General features: G+C 56.9%; 25 protein-coding genes. 13 read left to right on the top strand and 12 right to left on the bottom strand.

What is annotated here, in order from left to right:
* Positions 1-29: 29 nt before the first annotated feature.
* Positions 30-560, bottom strand: a complete 531-nt coding sequence (locus tag AC3CHX_RS26680; protein ID WP_488630960.1) for a hypothetical protein — start codon at positions 558-560, stop codon at positions 30-32.
* Between the two features lie 157 nt (positions 561-717).
* On the opposite strand from AC3CHX_RS26680, the gene AC3CHX_RS26675 reads away from it, so the two are divergent.
* From AC3CHX_RS26675 to AC3CHX_RS26665, 3 genes are all read left to right on the top strand, one after another.
* Positions 718-1,173 carry a MerR family transcriptional regulator gene (locus AC3CHX_RS26675; RefSeq protein WP_488630959.1) on the top strand — a complete coding sequence of 152 codons (456 nt, stop codon included), beginning with the start codon at positions 718-720 and terminating at the stop codon, positions 1,171-1,173.
* Positions 1,136-2,137, top strand: coding sequence for an aldo/keto reductase (locus AC3CHX_RS26670; protein WP_488630958.1), 1,002 nt, complete (start codon positions 1,136-1,138; stop codon positions 2,135-2,137). The genes AC3CHX_RS26675 and AC3CHX_RS26670 overlap by 38 nt, the downstream gene beginning before the upstream one ends.
* A gap of 164 nt (positions 2,138-2,301) precedes the next feature.
* Positions 2,302-2,745: a hypothetical protein gene (locus tag AC3CHX_RS26665; protein ID WP_488630957.1), complete on the top strand. Its 444-nt coding sequence runs from the start codon at positions 2,302-2,304 to the stop codon at positions 2,743-2,745.
* A 71-nt stretch (positions 2,746-2,816) separates the two neighbouring features.
* Here AC3CHX_RS26665 and AC3CHX_RS26660 read toward each other — a convergent pair whose 3' ends face one another.
* The gene (locus AC3CHX_RS26660; protein ID WP_488630956.1) at positions 2,817-3,566 is read right to left on the bottom strand and encodes a Mut7-C RNAse domain-containing protein; all 750 of its coding nucleotides are present in this window, start codon (positions 3,564-3,566) and stop codon (positions 2,817-2,819) included.
* A 152-nt stretch (positions 3,567-3,718) separates the two neighbouring features.
* The gene (locus AC3CHX_RS26655) at positions 3,719-5,101 is read right to left on the bottom strand and encodes an FAD-containing oxidoreductase (RefSeq protein ID WP_488630955.1); all 1,383 of its coding nucleotides are present in this window, start codon (positions 5,099-5,101) and stop codon (positions 3,719-3,721) included.
* Positions 5,102-5,144: 43 nt separating this feature from the next.
* On the opposite strand from AC3CHX_RS26655, the gene AC3CHX_RS26650 reads away from it, so the two are divergent.
* Positions 5,145-5,984 (top strand): DUF899 family protein, encoded by an 840-nt coding sequence (locus AC3CHX_RS26650; protein ID WP_488630954.1) that lies wholly within the window; start codon positions 5,145-5,147, stop codon positions 5,982-5,984.
* A 125-nt stretch (positions 5,985-6,109) separates the two neighbouring features.
* Here the strand turns inward: AC3CHX_RS26650 and AC3CHX_RS26645 are convergent, their stop codons facing one another.
* Both AC3CHX_RS26645 and AC3CHX_RS26640 read right to left on the bottom strand, forming a co-directional pair.
* A complete protein-coding gene (locus tag AC3CHX_RS26645; RefSeq protein ID WP_488630953.1) occupies positions 6,110-6,958 on the bottom strand; it encodes an aldo/keto reductase in 849 nt (282 codons plus the stop codon).
* Positions 6,959-7,122: 164 nt separating this feature from the next.
* A complete protein-coding gene (locus tag AC3CHX_RS26640; protein WP_488630952.1) occupies positions 7,123-8,265 on the bottom strand; it encodes a CapA family protein in 1,143 nt (380 codons plus the stop codon).
* 107 nt (positions 8,266-8,372) lie between these two features.
* Here AC3CHX_RS26640 and AC3CHX_RS26635 point away from each other — a divergent pair, with 107 nt between their 5' ends.
* Together AC3CHX_RS26635 and mctP are read left to right on the top strand one after the other, a co-directional pair.
* Complete coding sequence (locus AC3CHX_RS26635; RefSeq protein WP_488630951.1) at positions 8,373-8,552, top strand: DUF3311 domain-containing protein; 180 nt, start codon at positions 8,373-8,375, stop codon at positions 8,550-8,552.
* Complete coding sequence (gene mctP / locus AC3CHX_RS26630; protein WP_488630950.1) at positions 8,552-10,063, top strand: monocarboxylate uptake permease MctP; 1,512 nt, start codon at positions 8,552-8,554, stop codon at positions 10,061-10,063. The genes AC3CHX_RS26635 and mctP overlap by 1 nt, the downstream gene beginning before the upstream one ends.
* Positions 10,064-10,119: 56 nt before the next feature.
* On the opposite strand, the gene AC3CHX_RS26625 is transcribed toward mctP, so the two are convergent.
* Entirely contained in the window at positions 10,120-11,034 is a 915-nt protein-coding gene (locus tag AC3CHX_RS26625) for a DMT family transporter (RefSeq protein WP_488644945.1), read from the bottom strand.
* Positions 11,035-11,136: 102 nt separating this feature from the next.
* On the opposite strand from AC3CHX_RS26625, the gene AC3CHX_RS26620 reads away from it, so the two are divergent.
* From AC3CHX_RS26620 to AC3CHX_RS26610, 3 genes are all read left to right on the top strand, one after another.
* Positions 11,137-12,039: a LysR substrate-binding domain-containing protein gene (locus AC3CHX_RS26620; RefSeq protein WP_488630949.1), complete on the top strand. Its 903-nt coding sequence runs from the start codon at positions 11,137-11,139 to the stop codon at positions 12,037-12,039.
* 145 nt (positions 12,040-12,184) lie between these two features.
* Entirely contained in the window at positions 12,185-13,366 is a 1,182-nt protein-coding gene (locus AC3CHX_RS26615) for a patatin-like phospholipase family protein (protein WP_488630948.1), read from the top strand.
* Positions 13,367-13,499: 133 nt separating this feature from the next.
* Positions 13,500-13,898, top strand: a complete 399-nt coding sequence (locus AC3CHX_RS26610) for a glutaredoxin domain-containing protein (protein ID WP_488630947.1) — start codon at positions 13,500-13,502, stop codon at positions 13,896-13,898.
* 49 nt (positions 13,899-13,947) lie between these two features.
* Here the strand turns inward: AC3CHX_RS26610 and AC3CHX_RS26605 are convergent, their stop codons facing one another.
* Together AC3CHX_RS26605 and AC3CHX_RS26600 are read right to left on the bottom strand one after the other, a co-directional pair.
* Positions 13,948-15,438 (bottom strand): DHA2 family efflux MFS transporter permease subunit, encoded by a 1,491-nt coding sequence (locus AC3CHX_RS26605; protein WP_488630946.1) that lies wholly within the window; start codon positions 15,436-15,438, stop codon positions 13,948-13,950.
* A gap of 84 nt (positions 15,439-15,522) precedes the next feature.
* Positions 15,523-16,770 carry an aminotransferase class I/II-fold pyridoxal phosphate-dependent enzyme gene (locus AC3CHX_RS26600; protein WP_488630945.1) on the bottom strand — a complete coding sequence of 416 codons (1,248 nt, stop codon included), beginning with the start codon at positions 16,768-16,770 and terminating at the stop codon, positions 15,523-15,525.
* A gap of 395 nt (positions 16,771-17,165) precedes the next feature.
* On the opposite strand from AC3CHX_RS26600, the gene AC3CHX_RS26595 reads away from it, so the two are divergent.
* Positions 17,166-18,248: a calcium:cation antiporter gene (locus AC3CHX_RS26595; protein ID WP_488630944.1), complete on the top strand. Its 1,083-nt coding sequence runs from the start codon at positions 17,166-17,168 to the stop codon at positions 18,246-18,248.
* Positions 18,249-18,455: 207 nt separating this feature from the next.
* On the top strand, positions 18,456-18,968 hold the full coding sequence (locus AC3CHX_RS26590; RefSeq protein ID WP_488630943.1) for a hypothetical protein: 513 nt from the start codon (positions 18,456-18,458) through the stop codon (positions 18,966-18,968).
* 82 nt (positions 18,969-19,050) lie between these two features.
* Here the strand turns inward: AC3CHX_RS26590 and gorA are convergent, their stop codons facing one another.
* The 4 genes from gorA to trxA form a co-directional block, all read right to left on the bottom strand.
* Positions 19,051-20,409 carry a glutathione-disulfide reductase gene (gorA, locus tag AC3CHX_RS26585; RefSeq protein WP_488630942.1) on the bottom strand — a complete coding sequence of 453 codons (1,359 nt, stop codon included), beginning with the start codon at positions 20,407-20,409 and terminating at the stop codon, positions 19,051-19,053.
* Between the two features lie 115 nt (positions 20,410-20,524).
* Complete coding sequence (locus tag AC3CHX_RS26580) at positions 20,525-20,830, bottom strand: DUF4148 domain-containing protein (RefSeq protein WP_488630941.1); 306 nt, start codon at positions 20,828-20,830, stop codon at positions 20,525-20,527.
* 77 nt (positions 20,831-20,907) lie between these two features.
* The gene (locus AC3CHX_RS26575; RefSeq protein ID WP_488630940.1) at positions 20,908-21,219 is read right to left on the bottom strand and encodes a DUF4148 domain-containing protein; all 312 of its coding nucleotides are present in this window, start codon (positions 21,217-21,219) and stop codon (positions 20,908-20,910) included.
* 68 nt (positions 21,220-21,287) lie between these two features.
* On the bottom strand, positions 21,288-21,635 hold the full coding sequence (gene trxA, locus AC3CHX_RS26570) for a thioredoxin (RefSeq protein WP_488630939.1): 348 nt from the start codon (positions 21,633-21,635) through the stop codon (positions 21,288-21,290).
* Positions 21,636-21,752: 117 nt separating this feature from the next.
* Here trxA and AC3CHX_RS26565 point away from each other — a divergent pair, with 117 nt between their 5' ends.
* Positions 21,753-22,580, top strand: coding sequence for an AraC family transcriptional regulator (locus tag AC3CHX_RS26565; protein ID WP_488630938.1), 828 nt, complete (start codon positions 21,753-21,755; stop codon positions 22,578-22,580).
* 163 nt (positions 22,581-22,743) lie between these two features.
* On the top strand, positions 22,744-23,928 hold the full coding sequence (locus AC3CHX_RS26560) for a glycerophosphodiester phosphodiesterase family protein (RefSeq protein ID WP_488630937.1): 1,185 nt from the start codon (positions 22,744-22,746) through the stop codon (positions 23,926-23,928).
* Positions 23,929-23,985 lie beyond the last annotated feature (57 nt).

Here is a 23,985-nt window from a genome sequence, read left to right as displayed (position 1 = left end):
TTTGAGACACTTTGCTTGCCGATTCGGCATCAGGCCGGCTTGCGGAAGTCGGCCTCGATCCATGCGGCGGCACTGCCCTTGCTCAGCTTGAAGGTGGACGCCACCTGCACCTGCGCCAGCCGGGTGCCGTCCTCATCCTGCGCGCTCAGCAGCGCATACGGAAAATCGTCGTCGGGAACGATGTCCAGTGTGACGCTGAGTGTGGCCGATGCCGTGGCGACTGTGACTTCCTTGTGCAACATCGCATGCAACTGTTGCTCGTGCCGGCGCAGGACTTCCGAAGCAGTCTTGACCAGGGTGTTGAACGCGGCGCTGTCCAGCGGCTTGGGGTTCTTCTTGTCGCGCCCCATGGTCCACGGACCAACCAACGCCGGTTCGGGTTCGCCATCCTTGATCATCGCCACCGCCCAGCCCTCATCGTCCTCGTTCTTGATGACCCGCGCAGTCCAGCCGTCGTCGCGCCAGAGTCGTGGTTCTTGCATGATGGCATCGTGGGCATCGCAGACATCGTGGTCGGGATCATCGAACATCTTTGCGGATGGGATCGGCATATCAGTCATTACGGTGGCGCTCACGGCTAAAGGTTGGGGAACGTATCTTAGTCGAAATTCGTTCGAATCCAGTAAATATGCACTAGGTTGATCAGTAAGCCACCGTGTATTAATGTAATCAAGTGCACTTGACTTCGAGCGCACTCTAACAAATACACTTATTCCCATGACTACTTCCCTGACGATTCAAAAGGCTGCAGCAGCAACCGGACTGACTGTCCATACGCTGCGGTATTACGAACGCATTGGTTTGATCGATGCCATACCTCGCCAGAACAATCAACGCAGACTCTACCGTGAGGAAGATATTCTGTGGATCGAGTTTTTGCTGAAGCTGCGCTCGACTGGATTGCCAATCCGGAAAATGCTGCGTTATGCCGAATTGCGCAGGCTCGGCAATCAACGGGAAAGTGTGTCGGAACGGAAAGCGATGCTGGAACAGCACACGCTGTCACTGGAAGCGACGCTCGCAGAATTGCAAGCCAATCTCGCCGTCATGTACAGGAAAATTGCCATGTATGCCGACATTCAAGCGACATTGAATGCGAGCGCCGCCACTCAATCTTTTGCTAAGGAACCTTTACATGAACACACGCATAAGCACACGCCAACTGGGCGTTAATGGCCCGACAGTGTCCGCCATCGGCCTCGGTTGCATGGGTATGAGCGATTTCTACGCAAATCGTGATGATGCCGAATCCATCGCCACCATTCATCGCGCCCTCGAATTAGGCATCAACTTCCTCGATACCGCCGATATGTACGGCCCTTATATCAATGAAGAACTCATCGCCAAAGCGATCAAGGGCAAGCGCGACCAGGTTTTCATCGCCACCAAATTCGGTATCGTGCGCGATAGCAGCAACCCCAATGCGCGCGGTGTCGATGGCAGTCCGGCATACATCCGACATGCGGTTGAAGGCAGCCTGAAACGCCTCGGCGTGGAAACGATTGATCTGTATTATCAACATCGTATCGACCCGCAAACGCCTATCGAAGACACGGTCGGCGCGCTCGCGGCATTGGTGGCAGCAGGAAAAATCCGTTACATCGGCCTGTCCGAAGCATCGCCTGCAACGCTGGAGCGTGCACACAAGACGCATCCCATCACTGCACTGCAAAGCGAATATTCTCTCTGGACACGCGACCCCGAACAAGGCGTACTTGCGACCTGTCGCAAGCTTGGCATCGGCTTTGTCCCGTATAGCCCGTTGGGACGGGGATTTTTGACCGGCGCGATTACCAGGCCGGAGCAATTTGCAGAGGATGATTACCGCCGCCATAGCCCACGCTTTCAAGGTGAGAACTTCAGCAAGAATCTGGCATTGGTAGACAAGGTAAAAGAACTCGCGGCACGCAACGGATGCACGCCCGGTCAACTGGCACTTGCCTGGGTACTGGCGCAAGGCAATGACATCGTTCCGATCCCCGGCACCAAGCGCCGCAGCTATCTGGAGGAAAACGTGCAGGCTATCGGCCTGCAACTCGGTAAGAATGACCTGGCAGAGCTCGACGCGATCTTTCCATTCGGTGCTGCAAGCGGCGCGCGTTACGTAGAGGGAAGCATGAAAATGCTGAATGGATAACCGGTCGAAATTCAACTGGACGATCCTTGACGATCCTCAACCGTGCTGCTCTACTGTTATTGCGGTGATATGGTTTCAACGCTCTGAAAAGAAAGCGACTCTTTTTGGTCCAAGTCGAAGCGGCCAGATATGCGCTACACGCATGTATTTCTTAGGAGAATGAGATGAATGAAAAGTCTGAGTTGAGTGATTTGGCGGGCGCTTTGTTACGAGGTTTGGAGGGAGCACCGAAGAAGAATAAAGACTACGCCAGAGTCGCCGAGTATGCCGCCACTATTTTCGGAATGTCTGTCCACGCGATATCGCAAGAGTTGTACCATGAGAAAGTTAACGACGTCATGATTTTTTTCAAGGGGTTCGTTAAGTTTTGCGGTTCGGCAGTCGGACTTTCCGATGATGAATGCAACGACGCATTTGAGGTATTTTTTGTCGAAATCACAGGTTTGCCGCATCAGGACGGCGCAATGACTTTCAGTGTCCTGGACAGGATGGCGAAAACGCCGGAAGGCATTGCACTCATCAGAGCGGGACAACTGGCTGCTTACGATTGCCAGGAAGGCGATGTTGATGGGGCAATAGCGGCACTGGGCAAAGCACTCGGCATTTGAAAAGTGATTATTACGCGGATTCCTCGCCCTGCAAAAGAGAAGGCAGGCGGGTATTTGCAGGCGCAGGGAAGTCAAGGCTCAGCATCGGGCATAAGTTCGGCCAACAACGCCTGCATGCTGCGCCAATGCGATCCTTCCCAGAACACCCGCTGGCACAGGTCGCAGGTGCTGAAGCGCTGGAAATGCGCGCGCACCTTCGGCGGCAAGCGGTCTTCCACCAGGGTCTTGTCGATGCTGCGCAGAGGCGCGTTGCAGTGCAGGCATAGCGTGAAGGGGCGCGCGCTGCGGGCCAGGTCCAGCCGCTCGAAGATTTCCTTCAATTGCTGGGTCGACCTCAGCGCGCGCACATAGCAGCCATGCGTGATGATGCGGCGCTTGAGGAGTTCACGGTCGCGCGTGAGGACGATCCGCTCCTCCTGTTCCGCGATGGCGGCGATCGCGCTGTCGTGAAAATTATTCTCGTAGAGCGTGTCGAAGCCGGCCATGCGCAGCAAATGGGCGAGGCCGCCCAGATGCACGTCGGCGATAAAGCGGCTGGTGCGCAACGGACGGTCGCGCACGCGCAGCAGCGGGGTGATATCAAGCGCTTCGAACCTGGGGTAGACGGAAACCCGGTCGCCGTCCTGCAGCAGCCGGTCGAAACCGACCGACTCGCCATTGACCAGCACCAGTTCGACCTCGGTGTGCGGCACGCCGAGCGCCTCGATCATGTGCTTGGTGGTGGCGGCACGCGCGTACCCGGCGTCGAAAGCGCGTTTGCGCCGTTCGGGTGGCAGGAACATATTCAGTTCCTCGTAGAAACGAAATGTTGCGGTAACCATGGCATGCTTTCATTCGTACCCACAATCATAATAGGACTTACGCAAAACCGCCCCATCAGCGTTACGCCTCCTAGCCACCTAATCGTACTGTCTTCGTCGGCAGGTTTTGACAAACTCGTTGCTGGGACAATTTTGCGTAAGTCTTACATAGGTCACGGCGGCAACGGTTTCAAATCACCGAATAGCGTTGGAATCAGCTCCGAGACAGTCGGGTGAATGTGCATGGCACGCTGGATCACCGTGTATGGCGCGTCGGCATACATGACGTCAAGAATCGAATGGACCACTTCGTCGCCTTCAATGCCGAGCAGCATGGCACCAAGAATTCTTTTTGTTTCCGCATCCACCAGCACGCTCATGTATCCCTGCGTTTCGCTGCGTTCGCGCGCACGGCCCACTCCGCTCATCTTCAGCGTGCCGACCAGTGCCTTGCGACCGCTGGCGCGGACTTCGCGCTCGGTCATGCCGATCCTGCCCAGCGGCGGATCGATGAACAGCGCATACGCCGGGATACGGTCGGCGACGCTGCGCGCTGCATGGTCGAGCAGATTGGCCGCGACGATTTCATAGTCGTTGTAGGACGTATGGGTAAATGCGCCCCGGCCGTTGGCGTCGCCCAGCGCCCAGATTCCCGGTACGCTGCTGCAAAGCTGCTCATCCACCACGATATAACCGCGCTCATCGGTCCGGATGCCGGCCTGGTCGAGGCCGAGATCGTCGGTGTTCGGGACGCGTCCGACCGCCAGCAGCAGATGCGAGCCGGAGATTTCGTGCAATGTAGCGTGGTCATTCAGGGTAAGGACTACCGCATCGCCGCGTTTTGCGACCCGCGCGATGCGGGCATCGAGCCTGACCTGAATGCCTTCCCCCTCAAGGATGCCCCGGATCGTTGCCGACACTTGTTCGTCTTCCCGTCCGATCAGGCGCGGTCCGGCTTCCAGCACCGTGACCTCGCTGCCGAAGCGGCGATACATTTGCGCGAACTCCAGGCCGATGTAGCTGCCGCCCAGAATCAGGAGATGTTGCGGCAGGAAGTCGACCTCCATCATGCCGGAGTTGGTCAGGAAGGCAATTTCTTGCAGTCCGGGCAGCGCGGGCACCAAGGCGCGTCCGCCGACATTGATAAAGATTTCATCCGCTTCCAGCAGGTCGCCATTGACCCGTATGGTGTGCGGACTCTCAAAACGGGCATGTCCTTCGATCACCGTCAGATTGGCTGTGTTCTTGAGCCAGTTGGCGACGCCTTCATTGGATTGCCGGACGATCAGATCCTTGCGCGCCTTGACCCGCGCCATGTCGACCTGGACCGGACTGTCGAGCATGACGCCGAATTCGGCGGCGCGGCGCGCCAGGTGGGCCACGCGCGCACTTGCGATCAGGGTCTTGGTCGGTATGCAGCCGGTATTCACACAGGTGCCGCCGAAACGCTTGCGTTCGATGATGGCGGTCTTGCGGCCGGCTTGCGCGAGCCGCACCGCCAGGGAAGGGCCGGATTGCCCGGTGCCAATGACGATTGCATCGTATCGCTGGTGCATGATTCCTCCGTCCGTGTGCGGCGCGTCGATCAGTGCAGTATAAATGATTGAAATGCGCTATTTATGGAAAGTACCGGTGCAACTCGACAATCGCAAACTGCAGCCGGTCAGGCTTCGCGGCCAATATGCCGGAGCCGGCCTCGAGCAGCCGTCTGGAGTACACTCGAATCCTGGTTTCAAAGAGGAGACGGACATGAGTGAACTACGGTATCCAAACGAAAGCCGGGAGTATCGCGATGCGCGTGACTTATTGCTTAAAGACGAACAAGAGCTTGTCGACAAAGTAAAATCCGTGGCAGAAAGACGCCGCAATCTCCCTCCCGGCGGGCAGTTGAAAGAAGACTACGTCTTCCAATGGGCCAACGATGGGAAAGTAGGGAAGAGTGTGAAATTCTCCGAGCTGTTTGCAGACAAAAACACCCTGCTGCTTTACTCATTTATGTACGGTCCGAACTGGGACAATCCCTGTCCTTCCTGTACGTCGCTGGTCGACGGGTTTGATCGCACCTGGTATCAGGTCGCTCAAGACGCCGCGTTTGTCGCAATTGCCAAAGCCCCGGCCGATAAAATCAATGCGTGGGCCAAACAACGTGGATGGTCGCAGATTGCGCTGGTTTCCGGATCGGACTCTGCCTATCAAGCAGATTACAAATGCCAGGGAGACTCTGATGATATGCAATGGCCAGTGATGCATGTATTCAGGAGGCAGGAGGGAAAGATTTTTCATTTCTGGGGAACTGAAGTGTCGGCGAATCATGTCGACACGGTGTGGCCGTATTGGAATCTCATGGACTTTACGCCAGAGGGGCGGCCAGACATTCCCACTCCGCCACAAAATTTCAGGTCCGAATTCCTGGAAAAGAACTATCTGAATAAGGAGTAGTTTGGCACCTCATCGCGCGGACTTGAATAGTGAGGCAATCTGCAAAGCTTGTCATCAAGTCGTCTTTACAAAGCGTCCTGGATGATCGTTTCCGGATTGTCTGTACCCGCCGAAACCGGCGCGGCTTATCTCATCTCAAGCGGAGTATCCCGGCGAGGCGGCGGGAATGCCTGGTCGAGTTCCGTCAGATCTTGCGGCGTGAGCATGATATCCAGTGACGCACGGTTCTCGCGCACATGCGCAGGATCGACGGCCTTGGGAATGGCGATGACGTATTCCTGCAGCAGCAGCCATGCCAACGCGATCTGTGCCGGGCTGGCCCCATGCCGTGTGGCGATCGACTGCAAGCGCGGGTTGTCCAGCATGCGCCGTTGCTCGCTCGGCGCTGACTCGAGTGGGGAGTACGCCATCACGGGCATGGCGTGCTCGCGGCACCAGGGCAGCAGATCCCATTCGATGCCGCGCCGCATCAGGTTGTATAGCACCTGGTTGACCGCGATCCGTTTACCGCCGGGCAGTTCGCTCGCTTCCTGGATACCGCTCCGGTCGAAATTGCTGATGCCGAAATCGCGTATTTTCCCTGCCTTCTTGAGCGACTCGAACGCCTCAAGCGTTTCCGCGAGCGGAACGGCGCCGGGCCAGTGAAGCAGGTAGAGATCGAGATGATCGGTGCCTAGCCGCCGCAAGCTGCGCTCGCAGGCCGCCTGTGTGCCGCGCCGGTCGGCGTTGTGCGGGTACACCTTGCTGACCAGAAATACTTCGGCACGGTGTCCCAGGATTGCCTCGCCCACGACTTCTTCGGCGCCCCCTTCGGCGTACATCTCCGCCGTGTCGATCAGGCTGATTCCGAGATCCATGCCCAGTCGCAGCGCGCCGATCTCCCGCTGTTTCTGCGCAGGGTCTTCCCCCATGTACCAGGTTCCCTGTCCCAATACGGGAATCGGCCTTCCCGATGGTAAAAGCAAAGTTTTCATTGTCAGCCAAGGCCTGTTTTCTGTTGTACGCGAGCCATTCCGGATTGAATGTTGCACATGAATTATAGGTCAGTATTTCAGGCCCGCTTAGCATGCTGCGGAGCCTCAACCGCGCGCGTCGGGACATGCGCCCGACAGCGTTAATTGCAGCGGAACCGGTCTGACTAATTCCACCGCAGCAACAGCGTATTGTCCGGCTGCAGCGCGACCCGGGTGCCGAGTTTCTTCCCCTCCCGGTTCAGCCTTTCGCATAGCCAGCGTACGCCGTCTTGCGGGGCACGATTGACGCGGAAGTGGCGGGTTTGGGTCGGCGTCATGGCAAAACGCAGCAACCTGCCGCTGGCTGCGTCCAGCGTCGGGAAGTACATCAGTGCGAGATCCGGACGATAGGCTTCATAACCGCCGATACCTTCGTAGTCGTTCAGGAAATCGCCGCAGCCATACAGGATGGGTTTGTCCTGGTAGACCTCGATGCCTTTCACGTGATGTGCGGAGTGGCCATGCACGACATCGACGCCCGCGCTGGCGATCAGGCGCTGCGCGAACCGCCGTTGGTCGGCGCAGATCTCGTAGCCCCAGTTGCCGCCCCAGTGAATCGACAGCACCACAATATCGCCGCTGCGCTTGTGTGCGCTCACCTGTTTGGCGACGGCCGCGACGCTATGCGCCGACAAATCCCGCAGCAGGTTGACGCCGGAGCGCTTCTTGGTTGCGGCCCATTCCGGCGGCACGCCGCTGCTCTCCATGCCAAAGGCGAATACCAGCACCCGCCCGGAGCCGCCCAGCGCGATGGACGCGGGCGCAGCGGCTTCAACCTGGTCGCATCCGGCCCCCGCCGTGCGCAGTCCGGCCTGCCGCAGCGTCGCCAGCGTCTCGGCCAGCCCGCTGCGTCCCCAGTCGAGCATGTGGTTGTTGGCGAGCACGCAGCAATCGAGGCCGGCGGCGGTGAGGCAGGGCGCATTGGCGGGATGCATGCGATAGTGGATGCCTTTCCCGGGCCAGGCTTCTTCGCTTGCGGTAACAGCGGTCTCCAGATTGACGATGCGCGCAGCCGGTCGCGCGCGCGCGAACGCGGCCAACGCATCGCCCCAGACATAGGCGAAATTCGCCGGCCTTGCGATTGCTCCGGCCGCGCCTTCAGCCAACGCGACATAGCCGAGCGCCGAGCGCATGTAGGACTCATACAGATGCGGTTTGCCCGGGTGCGGCAGTATCTGGTCGATACCCCGGCCGGTCATGACATCGCCACACAGGAACAACGTGACGGGTTGCACGCCGCTTTGCGGCGCTTCAATGCGTTGCAGCATTATTTTCGCCATGGTTAATGATCATTTGGCAATGACGGTGCCTTGATCAAGCAGTATTATTATTATCTGGCACTACGCAAGTTGACGGTACTCTCAGGAGATATCTCATGTGGATTTTGCTGGTCTTGCCCTTCATTGGCTTGTTATGGATTCCTTTCTATAACCACGAACTGCCGACGCTATTTGGCTTTCCGTTCTTTTACTGGTACCAGTTTGCCTGGGTGCCTGTCACCGCGCTGTTAATCTGGATCGTGTATCGGCATGGCGTACGCAAAGGAGTCGAATAATGGAAAGCCATATCAACTGGACGGCGCTCGCCGTCTTCGTGTTTTTCTTCGTGCTCGTGACGGTGCTGGGATTCGGCGCGTCGCGCTGGCAAAGCGGCAAAGCCGGCACGGGCGCTCACCTGGATGAATGGGGCCTGGGCGGGCGCAACTTCGGCACCTGGATCACCTGGTTTCTCGTTGGCGGCGACTTCTATACCGCATACACCGTGATTGCGGTGCCCGCGCTGGTGTATGCAGTCGGCGCTTACGGATTCTTTGCGCTGCCCTATACGATCCTGGTATACCCGGTCGTCTTCATCATCATGCCAAGACTCTGGCATAGCGCCCACCGCGCCGGGCACGTCACCGCCGGCGACGTCGTGTACGGGCGCTACGGTTCGCGCACGCTGGAGTTTGCCATTGCGCTGACCGGCGTGGTCGCCACCATGCCGTATATCGCGCTGCAGTTGATCGGCATGGAAGTCGTCATCCAGGCGCTCGGGCTGACGGGAGAGTTGCCGCTGACCGCCGCCTTCATCATCCTGGCGCTGTACACCTATTCAGCGGGACTGCGCGCGCCGGCCTTGATCGCTTTCGTTAAAGACCTGATGATTTACATCGTCGTGCTGGTTGCGGTCGTGCTGGTGCCGATGAAGCTGGGCGGCTACGGCGCGGTATTCGCATCGGCCAGCGAAGCGTTTGCCGTCAAGGGCGGAGCGACCGGCCTGACCCTCAAATCCCAGCAGATCCTGCCGTTCGCCACGCTGGCTTTCGGTTCTGCCCTGGCAGCCTTCATGTACCCGCATACGCTGACTGGTATCTTCGCTGCGAAAAGCGCCGATACGATCCGCAAGAACGCGGTATTCCTGCCGGCATACACGGTGCTGCTTGGCCTGATCGCGCTGCTGGGCTTCATGGCGTATGCGGCCAGGATCACGGTCAAGAACAATAACGACGTGGTGCCGGCGCTATTCAATGCGCTGTTCCCGAGCTGGTTCACCGGATTTGCCTTCGCCGCGATTGCGATCGGCGCATTGGTGCCGGCCGCCGTCATGTCGATTGGCGCTGCCAATCTGTTCACGCGCAATTTCTGGAAGCCGTATGCGAATCCGGACGTGACGCCGGCCGGCGAAGCGAAGGTGGCGAAGATCGCATCGCTTGTCGTCAAGTTAGGCGCGCTGGTTTTCGTCCTGTTCGTACCGACCAAGTTTGCGCTCGATCTGCAATTGCTGGGCGGAGTATGGATCCTGCAGACCTTCCCGGCGGTCGTGTTTGGTCTGTTTTTCAGCTGGTTCCGCGCTCCTGCCTTGCTGGCCGGATGGGCGGCCGGCATAGTCAGCGGCAGCTGGCTGGCGTTTGCGGACGGCATCAAGCCGGTGCATACGCTGGTGCTGGGAGCTGTCAGCTACACCGCGTACACAGGCCTGTTGGCGCTGGTCTTGAACATTCTGGTGGCGGTCGTGGTGCAACTGGTGCTGGGCAAGCGCGGCGCATTACAGGAGGTGCCGGCATTGCGCCGGTCGGCAGGCTGATTTCAGGAAGACGCGGGTGCATAGTGCCTGGCCAGGTCCATTTTGTACCTGCACGTCTATGCGCGTTGCGCTTTGCCCCTGCGCTGGAATCCGGCACTCGTTCTCCCGCTTTGCAGGAAATACACGCCGCCCAGGATGCAAGCCATGGCGAGCAGATCCAGCGAGCGCAGGGGCTCGTGCGCCAGGAGCCAGCCGATCAGCAGCGCGACGACTGGCGGAATATAGGTCACGCCAGAGGCGGCGAACGCACCAAGGCGTTGCACGATAAAGTAGTAAAGAATGTAGGCGACCCCGGTCCCCATCAGACCGAGACCGAGTACCAGTCCGGCCAGCGCCCTGGAATCCGCAGTGATGCGCCCGATGCCGTGCAGGTCGGTGACGCTCGCTATCATCAGCAAGGCCCCGCCGATCTGGTAGGTCGACAGCGCCACCGGCGAAATATCCAGATCGGACAGGAACCGGCGCGCATAGACGAACGAACAGCCGACGCTGAGCGAACCGGCGACCATGTACAGCACACCCTCGAAATTGACGCTCGCGGCACTTGCCCAGGGGCGGGCGATCAGCAAAACGCCGACGAAGCCGGCGCATATGCCCGCCGCCATCCGGGCAGTGACAGGTTCCTGCCGCAGAACCGCCCACGCGCTGATGAACGAAAACAACGGAATGGCGCCGCTCAGCATCCCGGCCACGCTTGACGGTAGCAGGGAGGAGCCTTTTGCGAAAGCGTAGTAATAGAAAACCGTGGCCAACAGGGACATGACCAAAAAGTGATGTGTGTGCCGGAAGTGGCTCCACCTTAGCGAGCGGCGCATCAGCGCGAACGCCAGAACGGGCAGAAACCCGAACAGAATGCGCAGGAACACGATCTGGGACGGCGATATCCAGACGCTGGCCCATTTCATGAACAGGAAATTCGTGCCCCAGACCAGACCAAGCAGGGCAAATGCGGGATAGGCGAAGTTCTTCATGTGAGGCAGCCTTGAATAATATTGAGCGATAGTCGATTGTCCCTCCGCAGCAGGCGTGTTACAAATCATTAATTATCCTCGATGAGATAGAAAAAATACGCCATGAACGACATGCCACCTTTGAAATCCCTTGTCGCGCTTGAGTCTGCCATGCGTCTGAGTAGTTTTTCTCTTGCAGCCGCCGAGCTCAACGTCACGCCCGGCGCGATCGGGCAACAGGTCCGCAAGCTCGAAGAATGGCTAGGCATCGCGCTGTTCACCCGACATATTCGCCAGGTGCAGCCCACGCCGGCCGGATTGGCCTATTACGCGCGCATCCAGCCGGCGTTGGCTCAGATCGCGCAGGCGAGCCGGGCGCTGCGACTCAGCCAGAAAAACGACGTCTGGTTGTCGATGCCGCCGAGCCTGGCGGCAAAGTGGTTTGCGCGCAGGATGGCGGATTTCCTTAAATGTCATCCCGAAGTAGCGCTGCACCTGAGTTCGTCCACCGCACTGATGGATTTTGAAGTCGATGCGATTGACCTGGCGATCCGCTATTTCGACGGTAACGATCCGGATCTAGCGGCACAGCTGCTGTATGCCGACGAAGCCCGCGTGTATTCCAGTCCGGGCTACGCCAGGCGCATTGGACTCGATCGTCCCGAGGATCTGATGCGGGCCACACTGCTTCACAACACGCTGCACCCCCACTGGGAGGCCTGGCTACAGCACTTCAGCGGGCTGGAGCAGGCCGGCATCAACGCCATTCCGGGCATCCATTTCGATCAATCGCTGATTGCCATCGACGCGGCCGTAAGGGAGCAGGGCGTGGTGCTGAGCAGCGCCGTGCTGACCGAAGACGAACTGGCCGGCGGGACGCTTATCGAGCTGTTCGGCTTGCGTTTGCCCTTACCCATGGGGTATTACCTGATCCATCCTCGCGCAGCAATCCTTCGCGCGCCAGTGCAGGCGCTTAAAACCTGGTTGATTCAACAAGCGGACGCGCAGCCCTCGGTTATCGGTTAATGCGGGCGCAAGGGCCTACCGTGGAGACGATGTTGCATGGCACGATCATCCGCTGCCGGCAGCGCAGCCGCCTCCTGGATTTGCTTGCACACCTCAGCGGAACGGGCCCACAATGCAAAACAGGCACATTCAGGATGACTGAAAAATGGCTAAATCACCAACAAAAACCGCACGTCGCGGCAGCGCTGCGACGCTTCCGGGCCAGGTAGTACTGGTACTGCAAGGCGGCGGTGCGCTGGGGGCCTACCAGGCCGGCGTCTACCAGGCGCTGCATGAGGCGGGGATTGAACCGGACTGGGTGATCGGGACCTCGATCGGCGCCATCAATGGCGCTCTCATCGCAGGCAATCCGCCGGCGCAGCGGCTCGAACGCCTGCACACATTCTGGAACAGTGTCGAGCAGAACGCCGCTGCCAATGTGCCGGAATTCTGTTTCCCGTCGGTCGGGAATGCCATGGTGAATCTGATGACGATGGCGGCAGGCATTCCATCGTTCTTTACCCCGAATCCGATAGCCTGGTTTGGCCAGCACGCCCTGGTTGGCATCGAGCATGCAGCGTATTACACGACGGCACCGCTGCGCCAGACACTCGCCAGTCTGGTGGATCTCGACTACATCAATGGTCGGCACACACGTATTTCACTTGGCGCGGTCAAGATAAGCAGCGGCGAAATGCGCTACTTCGACAGCAGCAAAGAAGCCATCGCGCTGGACCATATCATGGCGTCAGGCGCGTTGCCGCCGGCGTTTCCGGCAATCCGCGTCGATGATGATTTCTACTGGGATGGCGGGCTCTACTCGAACACCCCGATCGAGGCTGTGCTGGAAGATCGTCCGCGCCGCGATTCCCTGATCTTTGCCGTGGACGTCTGGAACCCGGAAGGCCCGCTGCCCGAATCGCTGTGGCAAGTCGCCGGCAGGGAAAAGGACATTCAATACGCGAGCCGCGCGAATAGCCACATCGCACGCCAGAAGCAGATTCACCACCTGCGGCACATCATCCTCGAAATGCTGAAGGCGATGCCGGAGAAGCTGCGCAATTCTCCCGAAATCAAGGAGCTTGCCGGGTGGGGTTGCAAAACCACGATGCACGTCGCCAGAATCGTCGCCTCGGGTATCGCCAGCGAGGACCAGATGAAGGACATCGACTTCACGCCGGCCGGCATCCACACGCGCTGGCAGGCAGGTTATGCCGATACGCAGCGCATGCTGGATCTGGCGCCGTGGACCCGGCCGGTGGATCCGATAGAAGGCATCATTATCCATGACGCCCTGGCGGGCGCGGTAACACCGCTGGCCGCGACGGCTGAGGGACAGCCGAAATAGCCCCTGCGCGATGCCGGCAACGTCCTGGCGTCGGTCGTCGATCATCTGGCATGCGAGCGGCTTCCAAAATCTCGTCGCTGCGCGTACCCTACAACATTTGCGTTTCTGCAATTATCCAGCCAAGGAATCCGACATGAGCCGCAGCATTCTCGATGAAGTCCATATCCATCCAGCTATCCGCGACAGAATTGCCAACGGCAATGCCGGCATTGTGCGGGAAGTGCAGGCGGCAATCGCCGCCCATCCGGTGGTGGTGGTCGGGATGGCGCAAAACCCGTTTCCGCGCAAGGCGCGCAAGGCGCTGGATGCCCTTGGCACGCCGTACAAGTATCTGGAGTACGGCAGCTATCTGGGAGGGTGGCGCCCCCGCACCGCGCTCAAGATGTGGACCGGGTGGAGCACGTTTCCGATGGTGTTCGTGAAAGGTGTTCTGGTAGGCGGGGCCAGCGAGTTGCAGCGACTGATCGATGACGGGGAATTCGCTCGGATGCTCTCCGGCGAGTTCGCCGTGGAGGCAATCCACCCAACTTAAGCGTGGCGACGTTCTTTTCGTCGCTGCTTTCCATGGGATTGATGTAGGGTTATTTTTGACTGCGGTTGAAGAGGCCGTTGCTACGCAAAATGACAAATACACATGCCGTCATCAACAGCATCACACACATCAACTGGAACGTATCCCGAAACGCCAGTTGATAACTTTGGTGTACCAAGGAATCAAATGTGACAGGCAAAGCATGTTGATACGTTCGTATAAAAATGGCGTAATAATGTTCTTGTCGATAATTCACCAGTGTCGTCAATGTGGCTACCCCTAATGCACCACCAAGAGTACGAGATACATTAAACAAAATCGATGCAGAAGCAGCATCGGTCTTTTTTATTGACGTTGTTGCCAATATACCTAGTGGTGTCAACATCAGTGTTCCGCCGAGGCCACGTAATATTTGTGCAATCACAACCCATTCATAATGAAAACTGGTTGCAATATAACTCCATGTGATAGAACTCAGCGCGAAGAGAGAACTACCTGCCGCTATCAATACATAAATATTTATTCTCTTCAGTATCATTGGCATGCATGCTAGCGCCGCCAGTTGTGCTAATCCACCAAAAAAAATAATATTACTGATCTGAATTGGAGAATAAGATTTTAGTGTGATCAGGAAATAAGGAATCAAGAAATAACAGCCGAATAAAGCAGCTCCAGCCAGTAAATTTGCAATGCAGCTAATCAATAACTGATGGTTTTTCAAGAGAAAAAGATTAACCAATGGATCGCGGATGCGCAATTCATTCACCACAAATATTGTTAGTGCTACCAGTGCCGTCGCAAAAAAAATAAAAATCCCCTTGGACGCGAACCATCCCTGACTATGGCCTTCCTCAAGAACGATTTGCAGGCAACCCAGGCCAATCGAAATCGTAATCAGGCCAAGAAAATCAATCCGTAGTTTTCCTTGGAAGCGGCTAATATCGTCGCGCAATCCGGTCATCATCAAACACAATGCAAGTATACCGATAGGAAGATTGATATAGAACAATGATTGCCATCCGAAAGATTCCGTCATTACGCCAGCAATCATAGGACCAATCGTGGGAGCTAATGCAACGGTGGCGCCAAATAATGTGTTCGCCTTTGAGTGTTCCGATGCTGGTAGTTTGATAATGATGATGTTATAGGCCAAAGCCATCAACGCACCACCTGCGGCACCTTGGAAAATGCGAAAAATAATCAGGCTGGAAAAATTCCAGGCGTGTGCGCAGAGTACCGAACTAGTCATGAACATCATGCAAAAAGTAAAAGCATAACGTTTTGTTCCCAATGCTTTCAGAAGTAAGCCCGAAAGCGGCAAGGTAACAATTTCTGCAATCAAATAAGATGAAGAAAGCCAGGAACCTTTTTCCAAAGGAAATGGAATGGCCGCCTGAATTGTACCAATAGCCGCATTCGTAATCTGAATGTCCATAATGCTCATCAAAACGGCAATGACGCTTCCGAAGAAACTAAGCCATGCCATAGTCGATTTGTTGCCGCTAACTTCTGTTACGCCATTTTTAGAGCAAGGTTCCATTTTGACTTTTCAAAAAACATACATCGATATTTTTCGCTGCAAGCATGTAGAAAATTTATATAATAAAAACACGTAAGACAGCCGTCAATGCTGCACATTCATCTCTGCCAATACGTCTTTAAGCTGGTCAATAAAAGACTGCACAGTTTCCGATGGCAGATCACCGCGCAACATGAGTCGAATACCCGCCCTATCTTTGCTTACGATTGGAAAGAATACAGGTGAACAATAGAATCCTCTCTCATAAAGGGTTTTTGACAAATGCACGGCGTTTCCCTGATCGCCAACTTCTACGACCTTGATATTAAGTCCATTGCCGCGCTGAAATGTATTAATCTGCTCATCAAATAATGCAATGTTTTGTTTTAGTTGTCGTTGCAGTTTATTCAGCTCTGCACTTTTATGTACTTTTATACTGCCGAGAGTGGTTCCGATGGCAGCCGTACGCAAGCTTTGCGACCATCCCAAAGGTCCAGATCGATATAAGAACTCGAAATGTTTTTCCGAACCAAGCATGGCAATACCGCCGGTACTGCCAAATGCTTTGGCAATAGAGGCAACGATAATCGTTCTATCGTTCAATTCCTTAAGCCGCGACCGGATGTGGCCCTCCCCGCTCTTACCCTCGGCAGAAAGAGAGTGAGAGTCATCAAAGTAAAGGAATAAACCATAGCGCTCTTGAAGTGACAAAAGTGCGGAAAGATCGGCTACTCCGCCAACCGAATACACGCCATCACAGATATATGCCACCCTGGAATACTTCTTGCAGATTTCTTCCAAATACATCATGTCATTGTGAGGACAAGTAAGTACCAGTGTTTCATCAGCGATGATTGGTTTAATGAATGCCATTGAAAAATGCGCAAACTTATCGAACACCATGACCATTGGCTGACCATCCGTTAAATGCCCGGAGGCAAGCAGTGGCAATATTCCTGCGGTCAATGTACTGCATGAAATGGCTGGTAATACTGGCCCGTTAAAAAGATCCCTCAATTGCTGTTCTAAATCTTCCATCACACTTAACCGAATCCGATACTCTGCCATCGAAAGGCCGGTAATGCCTTGGCTTTGCAAAGCATCAATCCCACCTTGCAACACGTCAGGATGGCTATTTAACCCAAGATAAGAGCAGGAGCATAAATTTACGAATTCCTTTCCAGTCGAAATATCACGTAACCGGTTCTGACCACCGTTGGCAACAACACGAATTCCGATCATGTTATGTTCCTGCGCAATGCTATAACCAATCTCAGAAGCTGCAATCATCTTTGCATTATTACGAAATAGCTTTTGTCCAACTACGTTGCCAGATTCAAAATTATGGATCATGAGTAAGCCTTCCCTAAGTTAATTACAGGTTTTTAAATTAAAGTTACTTTGGTTAAAGTATGGTTGTTGCCCTATGAGATCGACCGTGAAGGACGTCAGCAGTTGGCTGTTTTATTAAAAATAGAATCTGGTCAAGATGTTAAGCATCACATGCTGTGCATGTATATAGGAGGTGCCCGTAAAAAGGAGGGTGATTTATCTGAAAAGATTTAAGGACGCTCTAATTAAATAAACGTCCGACTGCCCTAAAGCGTTAGACCAGGAACGCGAAACAAGCCTTGGGAGAGATTGCTTACGTTCGGCTCCATGCTGGACGCGTTTCAAAAAAAGGAATTCCAGCTTGCGCTGGTCAGCGCTGACTTGCCAAAAATGCCTGACTCGTGTCCAATCGACCCATGAAAAATTTCCCCTCCCTCCCCATTTGGTCCATCGTCGCTCCGATTGCCGGCTGGCTGTTCCTTGCCGGTGCGAGTCTTCATCTCGGCGCTGCTTATTCAATATTGCTGGTGGTCGGCCTGCTCGGCGGCGTGCTGGCTGCCGTGTATCACGCCGAGGTGGTCGCCCATCGGATCGGCGAACCCTACGGCACACTGGTGCTGGCGCTGGCGGTGACGCTGATTGAGGTGGCGCTGATCGTCTCGCTGATGCTGGCTGGCGGTGCGGAAACGATGGGGCTGGCACGCGACACCGTGTTTGCTGCGATCATGATTATCCTCAACGGCATCGTCGGCATCTGTCTGCTGGCAGGCGCCAGCCGGCACAAGGAGCAAACCTTCGGCTTGCTGGGCGTGAGTGCCTCGCTCGCCACCCTGGCGGCGATTGCGGTCCTGACGCTGGTATTGCCCAACTACACATCGAGCGCTGTGGGGCCGTTCTACAGTTCCAGCCAACTGGCCTTTATTGCCGTTATCTCATTGGTTCTCTACGGGACCTTCGTGCTGGTGCAGACGGTGCGGCACCGCGACTACTTCCTGCCGGATGAAGCCGTCAGCGATGAGGAAGCGCATGCGGCGCCGCCCTCCGTCAAAGTCGCCTGGATCAGCGGCGGCCTCTTGCTGGTTTGCCTGGGAGCGGTGGTTCTGCTGGCGAAGTCGCTGGCACCGGCCCTGGAAACCGCCGTGGCAAGCGTCGGTGCGCCGAAGACGCTGGTCGGCATTATCATTGCCGCCGTCGTGCTGTTGCCGGAAGGACTGGCTGCGGTACGCGCCGCGCGCGCCAACCGGCTTCAGACCAGTCTCAACCTGGCGCTCGGCTCGGCGCTGGCCAGCATAGGGTTGACCATTCCAGCGGTAGCGATCGTCTCGCTCAGCACCGGCTGGACGCTGTCCCTTGGCCTGGACATAAAATCCACCGTGCTGTTGCTGCTGTCCTTCATCGTCGCCACGTTGTCGCTCGGCACCGGCCGTACCACCGTGATGCAAGGGACGGTCCATTTGGTGATTTTTGCGGTCTACCTTTTCACCACCATCGTTCCGTAACCCATTCCTTGACGCCCGGAAACACGATGCATGCGCACAACACGAATATATTTTGCGCTAGTCCGTTCGGAATAAATCGTGTCGGGGGATAATGTCGGTCTGACCTGACCTATACACGGCACGGATCACGCGCAGTTTGTTGCAAAGCGGCAAGCATCAACACCTGCGGTGATGTGATTTGGCCATCATTATTGGATATATTGTATTTTGAAGACGACAAGAAGCAAACGCTGGGACGGCACGATTAACACTCTGTCAGTTGACTACCTGAATGATGTTGCAGGACAAATGGCCTCGTATGGCGATCGCGTGCAATTCGGACTGACCGCTGGCGGACAGCGTCCGTATTATCAGGTGATTAACAGTTCCGATAAAAAAATGGCATTCGACAGCAACAATCACTTGTTGCATCCGGTCGCCGACGAATTCGTTGGCAGCAACGGCAGCATGGTATATACGCTGGATCAAATCAAGGCCGCTATCGCCGGGGTCGGTACGCGCGCAGCGGCCGCCACCCGCACCAGAAGCACTGGCGGCACCCGTGCGGCAACGGTCAAAGTGCAGGATGTCATCGATTCCCAGAAGTACGAGTATTTCAAGCTCCATCGCGACCTGCTTCCACCCAGCATCGGCGAATACTCTGCGGAAATCACCGCATTGATGAAGCAGGGCAAGTCGGCGGAAGTGGCCTTTGACGAGGTGATAAAACTGCATTTCTGATGCAATGCGATCCAAGATAAGCGAAGAGGCTCCTCAAGTGGGAGCCTCTTTGCATTTCACGCCGCCGACATCGAAGCCCTTGTCAGCCCGGCAACGGTGTCCGTAAAGTGACGAATTCCTCCGCCGCAGTCGGGTGGATCCCGATGGTGTCGTCGAACACGCGCTTGGTGGCGCCGGCCTTCAGCGCGACCGCAATGCCCTGGATGATTTCGCCGGCCTCCGGGCCCACCATATGGCAGCCGAGCACCTTGTCGGTAGCGGCGTCCACCACCAGCTTCATCAGGGTTTTCTCCTGAAACTCCCCCAGGCTCAGCTTCATCGGGCGGAAGCGGCTTTCGAAGATGGTGACGTTATGCCCGGCGCTGCGCGCCTCCTCCTCGGTCAGTCCGACCGTGCCGATGTTGGGCAGGCTGAAGACGGCGGTTGGAATCATTTTGTAGTCGACCGGACGGTATTCTTCCGGACGGAACAAGCGCCGCGCCACCGCCATGCCTTCCGCCAGCGCCACCGGCGTCAGTTGTACGCGGCCGATGACATCGCCGAGCGCCAGGATCGATGGTTCGGTGCTGCGGTATGCGTCGTCGACCTTGATAAAGCCTTTCTGATCCAGTTCGACTGCGGTGTTCTCCAGACCCAGATTGTCCAGCATCGGGCGGCGGCCGGTGGCGAAAAACACGCAATCGGTTGCCAGCACGCGGCCATCCTTCAGCGTCACCGCAAGGCTGGCGTCGTCCAGTTGGTCGATGCGGGCGATGTCGGCGTTGTATTCCAGCGCCAGGCCCTTCTTCAGCAGTTCCTCATGCAGATGTTGCCGCACGCTGCCGTCAAAGCCCCGCAGCAACAGTGCACCGCGATACATCAGGGTGGTCTGCGCACCCAGTCCGTGGAAGATGGAGGCGAATTCGACGGCGATGTAACCGCCGCCCACAATCAGAACACGGCGCGGCAGCTGTTTCAGGAAAAATGCTTCATTGGAGGTGATCGCCAGTTCCTTGCCGGGGATGTCCGGCACGTACGGCCAGCTGCCGCTGGCGATCAGGATGTTGGCGGCACGCAAGCGCCGGCCGTTGACGTCGACCGTGTGGGCGTCGATCAGCCGGGCGTGGCCTTCGAGCAGGGTAACGCCACTGCCTGCCAGCAGCTTGCGGTAGACCTCGCCCAGGCGATGAATTTCGCGATCCTTGTTGGCGATCAGTGTGGCCCAGTCGAACTCCGGCTTGCCGGCGCGCCAGCCAAAGCCGCCGGCCTGCTCGAAATCCTCGCTGAAGTGCGCGCCATACACCAGCAGTTTTTTCGGTACGCAACCGACGTTGACGCAGGTCCCGCCCAGATACCGGCTCTCGGCCACCGCAACCCGGGCACCGAAGCCGGCGGCAAAGCGCGCGGCGCGCACACCGCCGGAACCGGCACCGATCACGAACAGATCAACATCAAACGGCATTGTGGTTCTCCATAGTCGTGACCGACCGGTTGCATGCTGAACTCCAGGACGGTTATCTTAAACGGTTTGAAAGTTACCGCCTAGGAGGCGGCCTGCGCGCCCCCGTTGCTCGGTCTTAGCTACCATGGTTGTAAGGGATGCTACCCAGTTCGTGATTGGCCTCGGCGGCAGCCAATTCCGCCCGCACTTCAGCACGGGTCTTGGTCGAGGCGGCGGCTTGCAGCACCGGATAGGTCGCATCGTTGTAGCTCAGGAGACCCTGATCGCGAGCCTGTTGCAACTCCGCGACGACTTCGGCGCGGGTTTTGGTGGAGACAAACGGTGCGTCAACCGGATAAACGGCATCAGCCAGAGCGGAACCGGCAGCAGCCGCAGCAGTAACAACAAGGGCGGTAGTAACGATCAATTTTTGGATGTTCATTTTTAATCTTTCAGTATTAACAATAATGTCGGGATAGTGCCTGCCTGGCTGGATTACCGGGCAGGGGGAGCTCAAAATTAGCGTCCGCCGTCGTGACGGATGCTATCCAGTTCGTGATTGGCCTCGGCAGCAGCCAATTCCAACCGCACTTCAGCGCGGGTTTTGGTCGAGGCGGCGGCTTGCAGTACCGGATAGAGCGAAGCTGAATTGCTGTAGTTGACACGGGCCTGGTCGCCAGCCTGGGTCAACTCCGCGACGACTTCGGCGCGGGTTTTGGTGGAGACAAACGGTGCGTCAACCGGATAAACGGCATCAGCCAGAGCGGAACCGGCAGCAGCCGCAGCAGTAACGACGAGGGCGGTAGTAACAATCAATTTTTGGATGTTCATTTTTAATCTTTCAGTATTAACAAGAATAGTGGGTAGGGAGAATCAAAATCAGTGCTTCAAACAGGCCGTCAGGATGCGCGCTGCCGATGCTGCAGCACGGCTTCGCTGAGCCATTCCTGCAAGGAGGCCTTGCTCTGCAAGCCGACTTTCTGTGACACGGGTTTGCCGTTTTCAAACAAAATCAGCGTCGGTACACCGCGTATGCCGTGCGCTTGCGCCAGTTCCGGGGCGTCATCGATGTTGACCTTGGCCATCCGCACCTGGCCTTCGAATTCCGCGGAAAGCGCATCCAGCGTCGGCGCCAGCGCCTTGCAGGGGCCGCACCAGGGTGCCGAGAAATCAATCAGTGAAATACCGGATGTGTGTTGGGTGAAAGCAGGTACTGCATCGGCCTTCAGATCGGGTAAAGCGGACATGAGGTTTTCCTTTCAAATAGGTGCGGAGTGCATGAGTAGAATCATGCCATCGGACGTGATACTATTTATCGTCAATAGTATTGTGATGATTGCAGTTAGTATCGAATTGAGGAAAAAATGGATAGATTGTCACCGTTGTTCGAGCGCTTTGCCCCTTCCGCGCGAGTGTTTCATTCCGGCGCGCTATGCAGCAACACGGATATCGATTTGGCGGAGGGAAGCGGGTATATCCATCTGATCAAGAGCGGCCGCCTGGTGGTCTCGCGCCCGCACCAGGCGCCGATCACGATCGATCAACCGTCGGTACTGTTTTTCCCCCGGCCCAGTGCGCATCGGCTGCACGCCGACGAGCGCGATAACACCGAAATGGTGTGCGCCAGCATCCAGTTCGGCGGCGGCATGGAAAACCCGGTGATGAAGGCCTTGCCGGAGGCGATGGTGGTGCCGCTGGAGTCGGTCCCGGAGTTGAAGCCGATGCTGGCGCTGCTGTTTGCAGAAGCTTTTTCGCAGAATTGCGGCCGGCAGGCCGCCATCGACCGTCTCACCGAATACTTCCTGATCCTGTTGCTGCGCCATGCGATGAGCACCAGGTTGATGGCCAGCGGGATCCTGGCAGGGCTGGCAGATCCGCGCCTGGCAAAAGCCATCACCGCCATGCACGAGCGCCCCGAGCAGAGTTGGTCGCTGGAGCAACTGGCGGAGTCGGCGGGTATGTCGAGAGCCCGGTTTGCGGTCCACTTTCGCGAAACAGTCGGCATGACGCCGCTCGATTACCTGACCGACTGGCGCATCGGCGTAGCCCAGGCGCTGCTCAAGGCGGGTAAATCCCTGAAACTGGTGGCCCCCGCAGTCGGCTACATGAGTCCGACTGCGTTCACCCGCGTGTTCAGCCAGCGGATCGGGGCGTCGCCGACGGAATGGCTGGCGCAGCACGCGTTGGCCTGATTCCGGGCAAGCGGCAGCGTGGCAACGCGCGCCGCCATAGCCGTTGCATGCGTCATCAGCCGGTCATATAAATCGGGTTTACTTCGCTATCGATTTTTCGTGCTTTTCTTTTTCGAATTCGGTTCCAGCAAATCTCGCAAAAACGCCGCCTATCAGAGGACCTATGAAACGACAACTGACCGCTTCACTCATCGCCGCCACGCTCTTCATCGCAGGATGTGCCGGCACCAATGGCAACTTGCAGACGAGCCACTTCAAGACGCTCGATGGCAATCCGCCCCTGATTGTCGGACATCGCGGTTTGCCGGGCCTGTATCCGGAAGAAGTCATCGCCGGCTATCAGGCAGCGATAGCGGCGGGCACCGATGCGCTCGAACTGGATCTGCAATCGTCCAGCGACGGCGTGCTGTTTGCCTGTCATAACGTGTTTTTGAGCGATACCACCGACGTTGCCAGCCATCCGGAATTCGCAGCACGGAAGAAATCGCGCATGGTGGACGGGGTCGCCACCGGACCGGAGTGGTACATCAGTGATTTCAGCGCCGCCGAACTGAAGACGCTGCGGGTGAAACAGCCGATCGCCGTGCGCAGCAAGCAATATGACGGTTTGTATCCGATGGCGACGTTTCAGGAAATCATCGATCTCGCCAAGCACGCCATGGCTGCAGATCCCAAGCGCAGGATCTATATTTACCCTGAAACCAAGAATCCGATTTATCAGCGTCAGCTAGGTGTGCCGCTGGAAGAAAAGCTGCTGGCGATGCTCAACGCAGAAGGCTGGAATACCCCGGATGCACCGGTTTTCGTACAGTCGTTTGAGCCGGTCAGCCTGAAGCACATGCGCAAGCTGGGCCTGAAAACCAAGGTCGTGCAATTGATCGACGGCGACGGCACCGACTTCAAAACCGGTGTCATGACCTATGGCTCACCCGATACCGCCAAGCCGTTCTCCTGGCTGCAAGCCAACGATCCGCGGACTTTCGCGGCCATGGTAACGCCGGCGGGCCTGGCGGAAATCAAGACCTACGCCGACGGCATCGGCCCATGGAAGCTGTATATATTGCCGCCGCAAGGCGTGGACGCCGCCGGCAACGCAGTGAAGAGCTTGGACCAGGCCGCGAATATGGCGCCAACGTCGCTGGTCGCCGATGCGCACAAGCTCGGCCTGTTCGTGCATCCGTTTACGTTTCGTGACGAAGCTGCACGTCTGACGAAAACCTATCACGGCGACCCGAAAGCGGAATACAAGGCGTATTTCGATTTGGGTATCGATGGCGTCTTCACGGATTTTTCCACGACTGGCCGGGTCGCGTTGACAGAGTGGCTGAAGGCAAACGAGACCAGGTAATAGCAGTCGGTTGGCTGACCCGTATCGACGGCTAGCGCAGCGTCGATTATGTCGCGC

Source organism: Glaciimonas sp. OK215, from assembly GCF_057787885.1.
Note: the sequence above shows the minus strand (reverse complement) of the source record. Positions and strands in the feature narration are given on the sequence as shown.

What these genes read in the sequence shown, in the direction of transcription:
- AC3CHX_RS26660 (WP_488630956.1), bottom strand. Translation starts at nt 3,566, where the DNA reads ATGGTTACCGCAACATTTCGTTTCTACGAGGAACTGAATATGTTCCTG.
- AC3CHX_RS26620 (WP_488630949.1), top strand. Translation starts at nt 11,137, where the DNA reads ATGAACGACATGCCACCTTTGAAATCCCTTGTCGCGCTTGAGTCTGCC.
- AC3CHX_RS26595 (WP_488630944.1), top strand. Translation starts at nt 17,166, where the DNA reads ATGAAAAATTTCCCCTCCCTCCCCATTTGGTCCATCGTCGCTCCGATT.
- AC3CHX_RS26580 (WP_488630941.1), bottom strand. Translation starts at nt 20,830, where the DNA reads ATGAACATCCAAAAATTGATCGTTACTACCGCCCTTGTTGTTACTGCT.
- AC3CHX_RS26675 (WP_488630959.1), top strand. Translation starts at nt 718, where the DNA reads ATGACTACTTCCCTGACGATTCAAAAGGCTGCAGCAGCAACCGGACTG.
- AC3CHX_RS26650 (WP_488630954.1), top strand. Translation starts at nt 5,145, where the DNA reads ATGATTGAAATGCGCTATTTATGGAAAGTACCGGTGCAACTCGACAAT.
- gorA (WP_488630942.1), bottom strand. Translation starts at nt 20,409, where the DNA reads ATGCCGTTTGATGTTGATCTGTTCGTGATCGGTGCCGGTTCCGGCGGT.
- trxA (WP_488630939.1), bottom strand. Translation starts at nt 21,635, where the DNA reads ATGTCCGCTTTACCCGATCTGAAGGCCGATGCAGTACCTGCTTTCACC.
- AC3CHX_RS26560 (WP_488630937.1), top strand. Translation starts at nt 22,744, where the DNA reads ATGAAACGACAACTGACCGCTTCACTCATCGCCGCCACGCTCTTCATC.
- AC3CHX_RS26645 (WP_488630953.1), bottom strand. Translation starts at nt 6,958, where the DNA reads ATGAAAACTTTGCTTTTACCATCGGGAAGGCCGATTCCCGTATTGGGA.
- AC3CHX_RS26665 (WP_488630957.1), top strand. Translation starts at nt 2,302, where the DNA reads ATGAATGAAAAGTCTGAGTTGAGTGATTTGGCGGGCGCTTTGTTACGA.
- AC3CHX_RS26575 (WP_488630940.1), bottom strand. Translation starts at nt 21,219, where the DNA reads ATGAACATCCAAAAATTGATTGTTACTACCGCCCTCGTCGTTACTGCT.
- AC3CHX_RS26605 (WP_488630946.1), bottom strand. Translation starts at nt 15,438, where the DNA reads ATGGAACCTTGCTCTAAAAATGGCGTAACAGAAGTTAGCGGCAACAAA.
- AC3CHX_RS26615 (WP_488630948.1), top strand. Translation starts at nt 12,185, where the DNA reads ATGGCTAAATCACCAACAAAAACCGCACGTCGCGGCAGCGCTGCGACG.
- AC3CHX_RS26655 (WP_488630955.1), bottom strand. Translation starts at nt 5,101, where the DNA reads ATGCACCAGCGATACGATGCAATCGTCATTGGCACCGGGCAATCCGGC.
- mctP (WP_488630950.1), top strand. Translation starts at nt 8,552, where the DNA reads ATGGAAAGCCATATCAACTGGACGGCGCTCGCCGTCTTCGTGTTTTTC.
- AC3CHX_RS26680 (WP_488630960.1), bottom strand. Translation starts at nt 560, where the DNA reads ATGACTGATATGCCGATCCCATCCGCAAAGATGTTCGATGATCCCGAC.
- AC3CHX_RS26565 (WP_488630938.1), top strand. Translation starts at nt 21,753, where the DNA reads ATGGATAGATTGTCACCGTTGTTCGAGCGCTTTGCCCCTTCCGCGCGA.
- AC3CHX_RS26625 (WP_488644945.1), bottom strand. Translation starts at nt 11,034, where the DNA reads ATGAAGAACTTCGCCTATCCCGCATTTGCCCTGCTTGGTCTGGTCTGG.
- AC3CHX_RS26640 (WP_488630952.1), bottom strand. Translation starts at nt 8,265, where the DNA reads ATGCTGCAACGCATTGAAGCGCCGCAAAGCGGCGTGCAACCCGTCACG.
- AC3CHX_RS26610 (WP_488630947.1), top strand. Translation starts at nt 13,500, where the DNA reads ATGAGCCGCAGCATTCTCGATGAAGTCCATATCCATCCAGCTATCCGC.
- AC3CHX_RS26635 (WP_488630951.1), top strand. Translation starts at nt 8,373, where the DNA reads ATGTGGATTTTGCTGGTCTTGCCCTTCATTGGCTTGTTATGGATTCCT.
- AC3CHX_RS26670 (WP_488630958.1), top strand. Translation starts at nt 1,136, where the DNA reads ATGAACACACGCATAAGCACACGCCAACTGGGCGTTAATGGCCCGACA.
- AC3CHX_RS26600 (WP_488630945.1), bottom strand. Translation starts at nt 16,770, where the DNA reads ATGATCCATAATTTTGAATCTGGCAACGTAGTTGGACAAAAGCTATTT.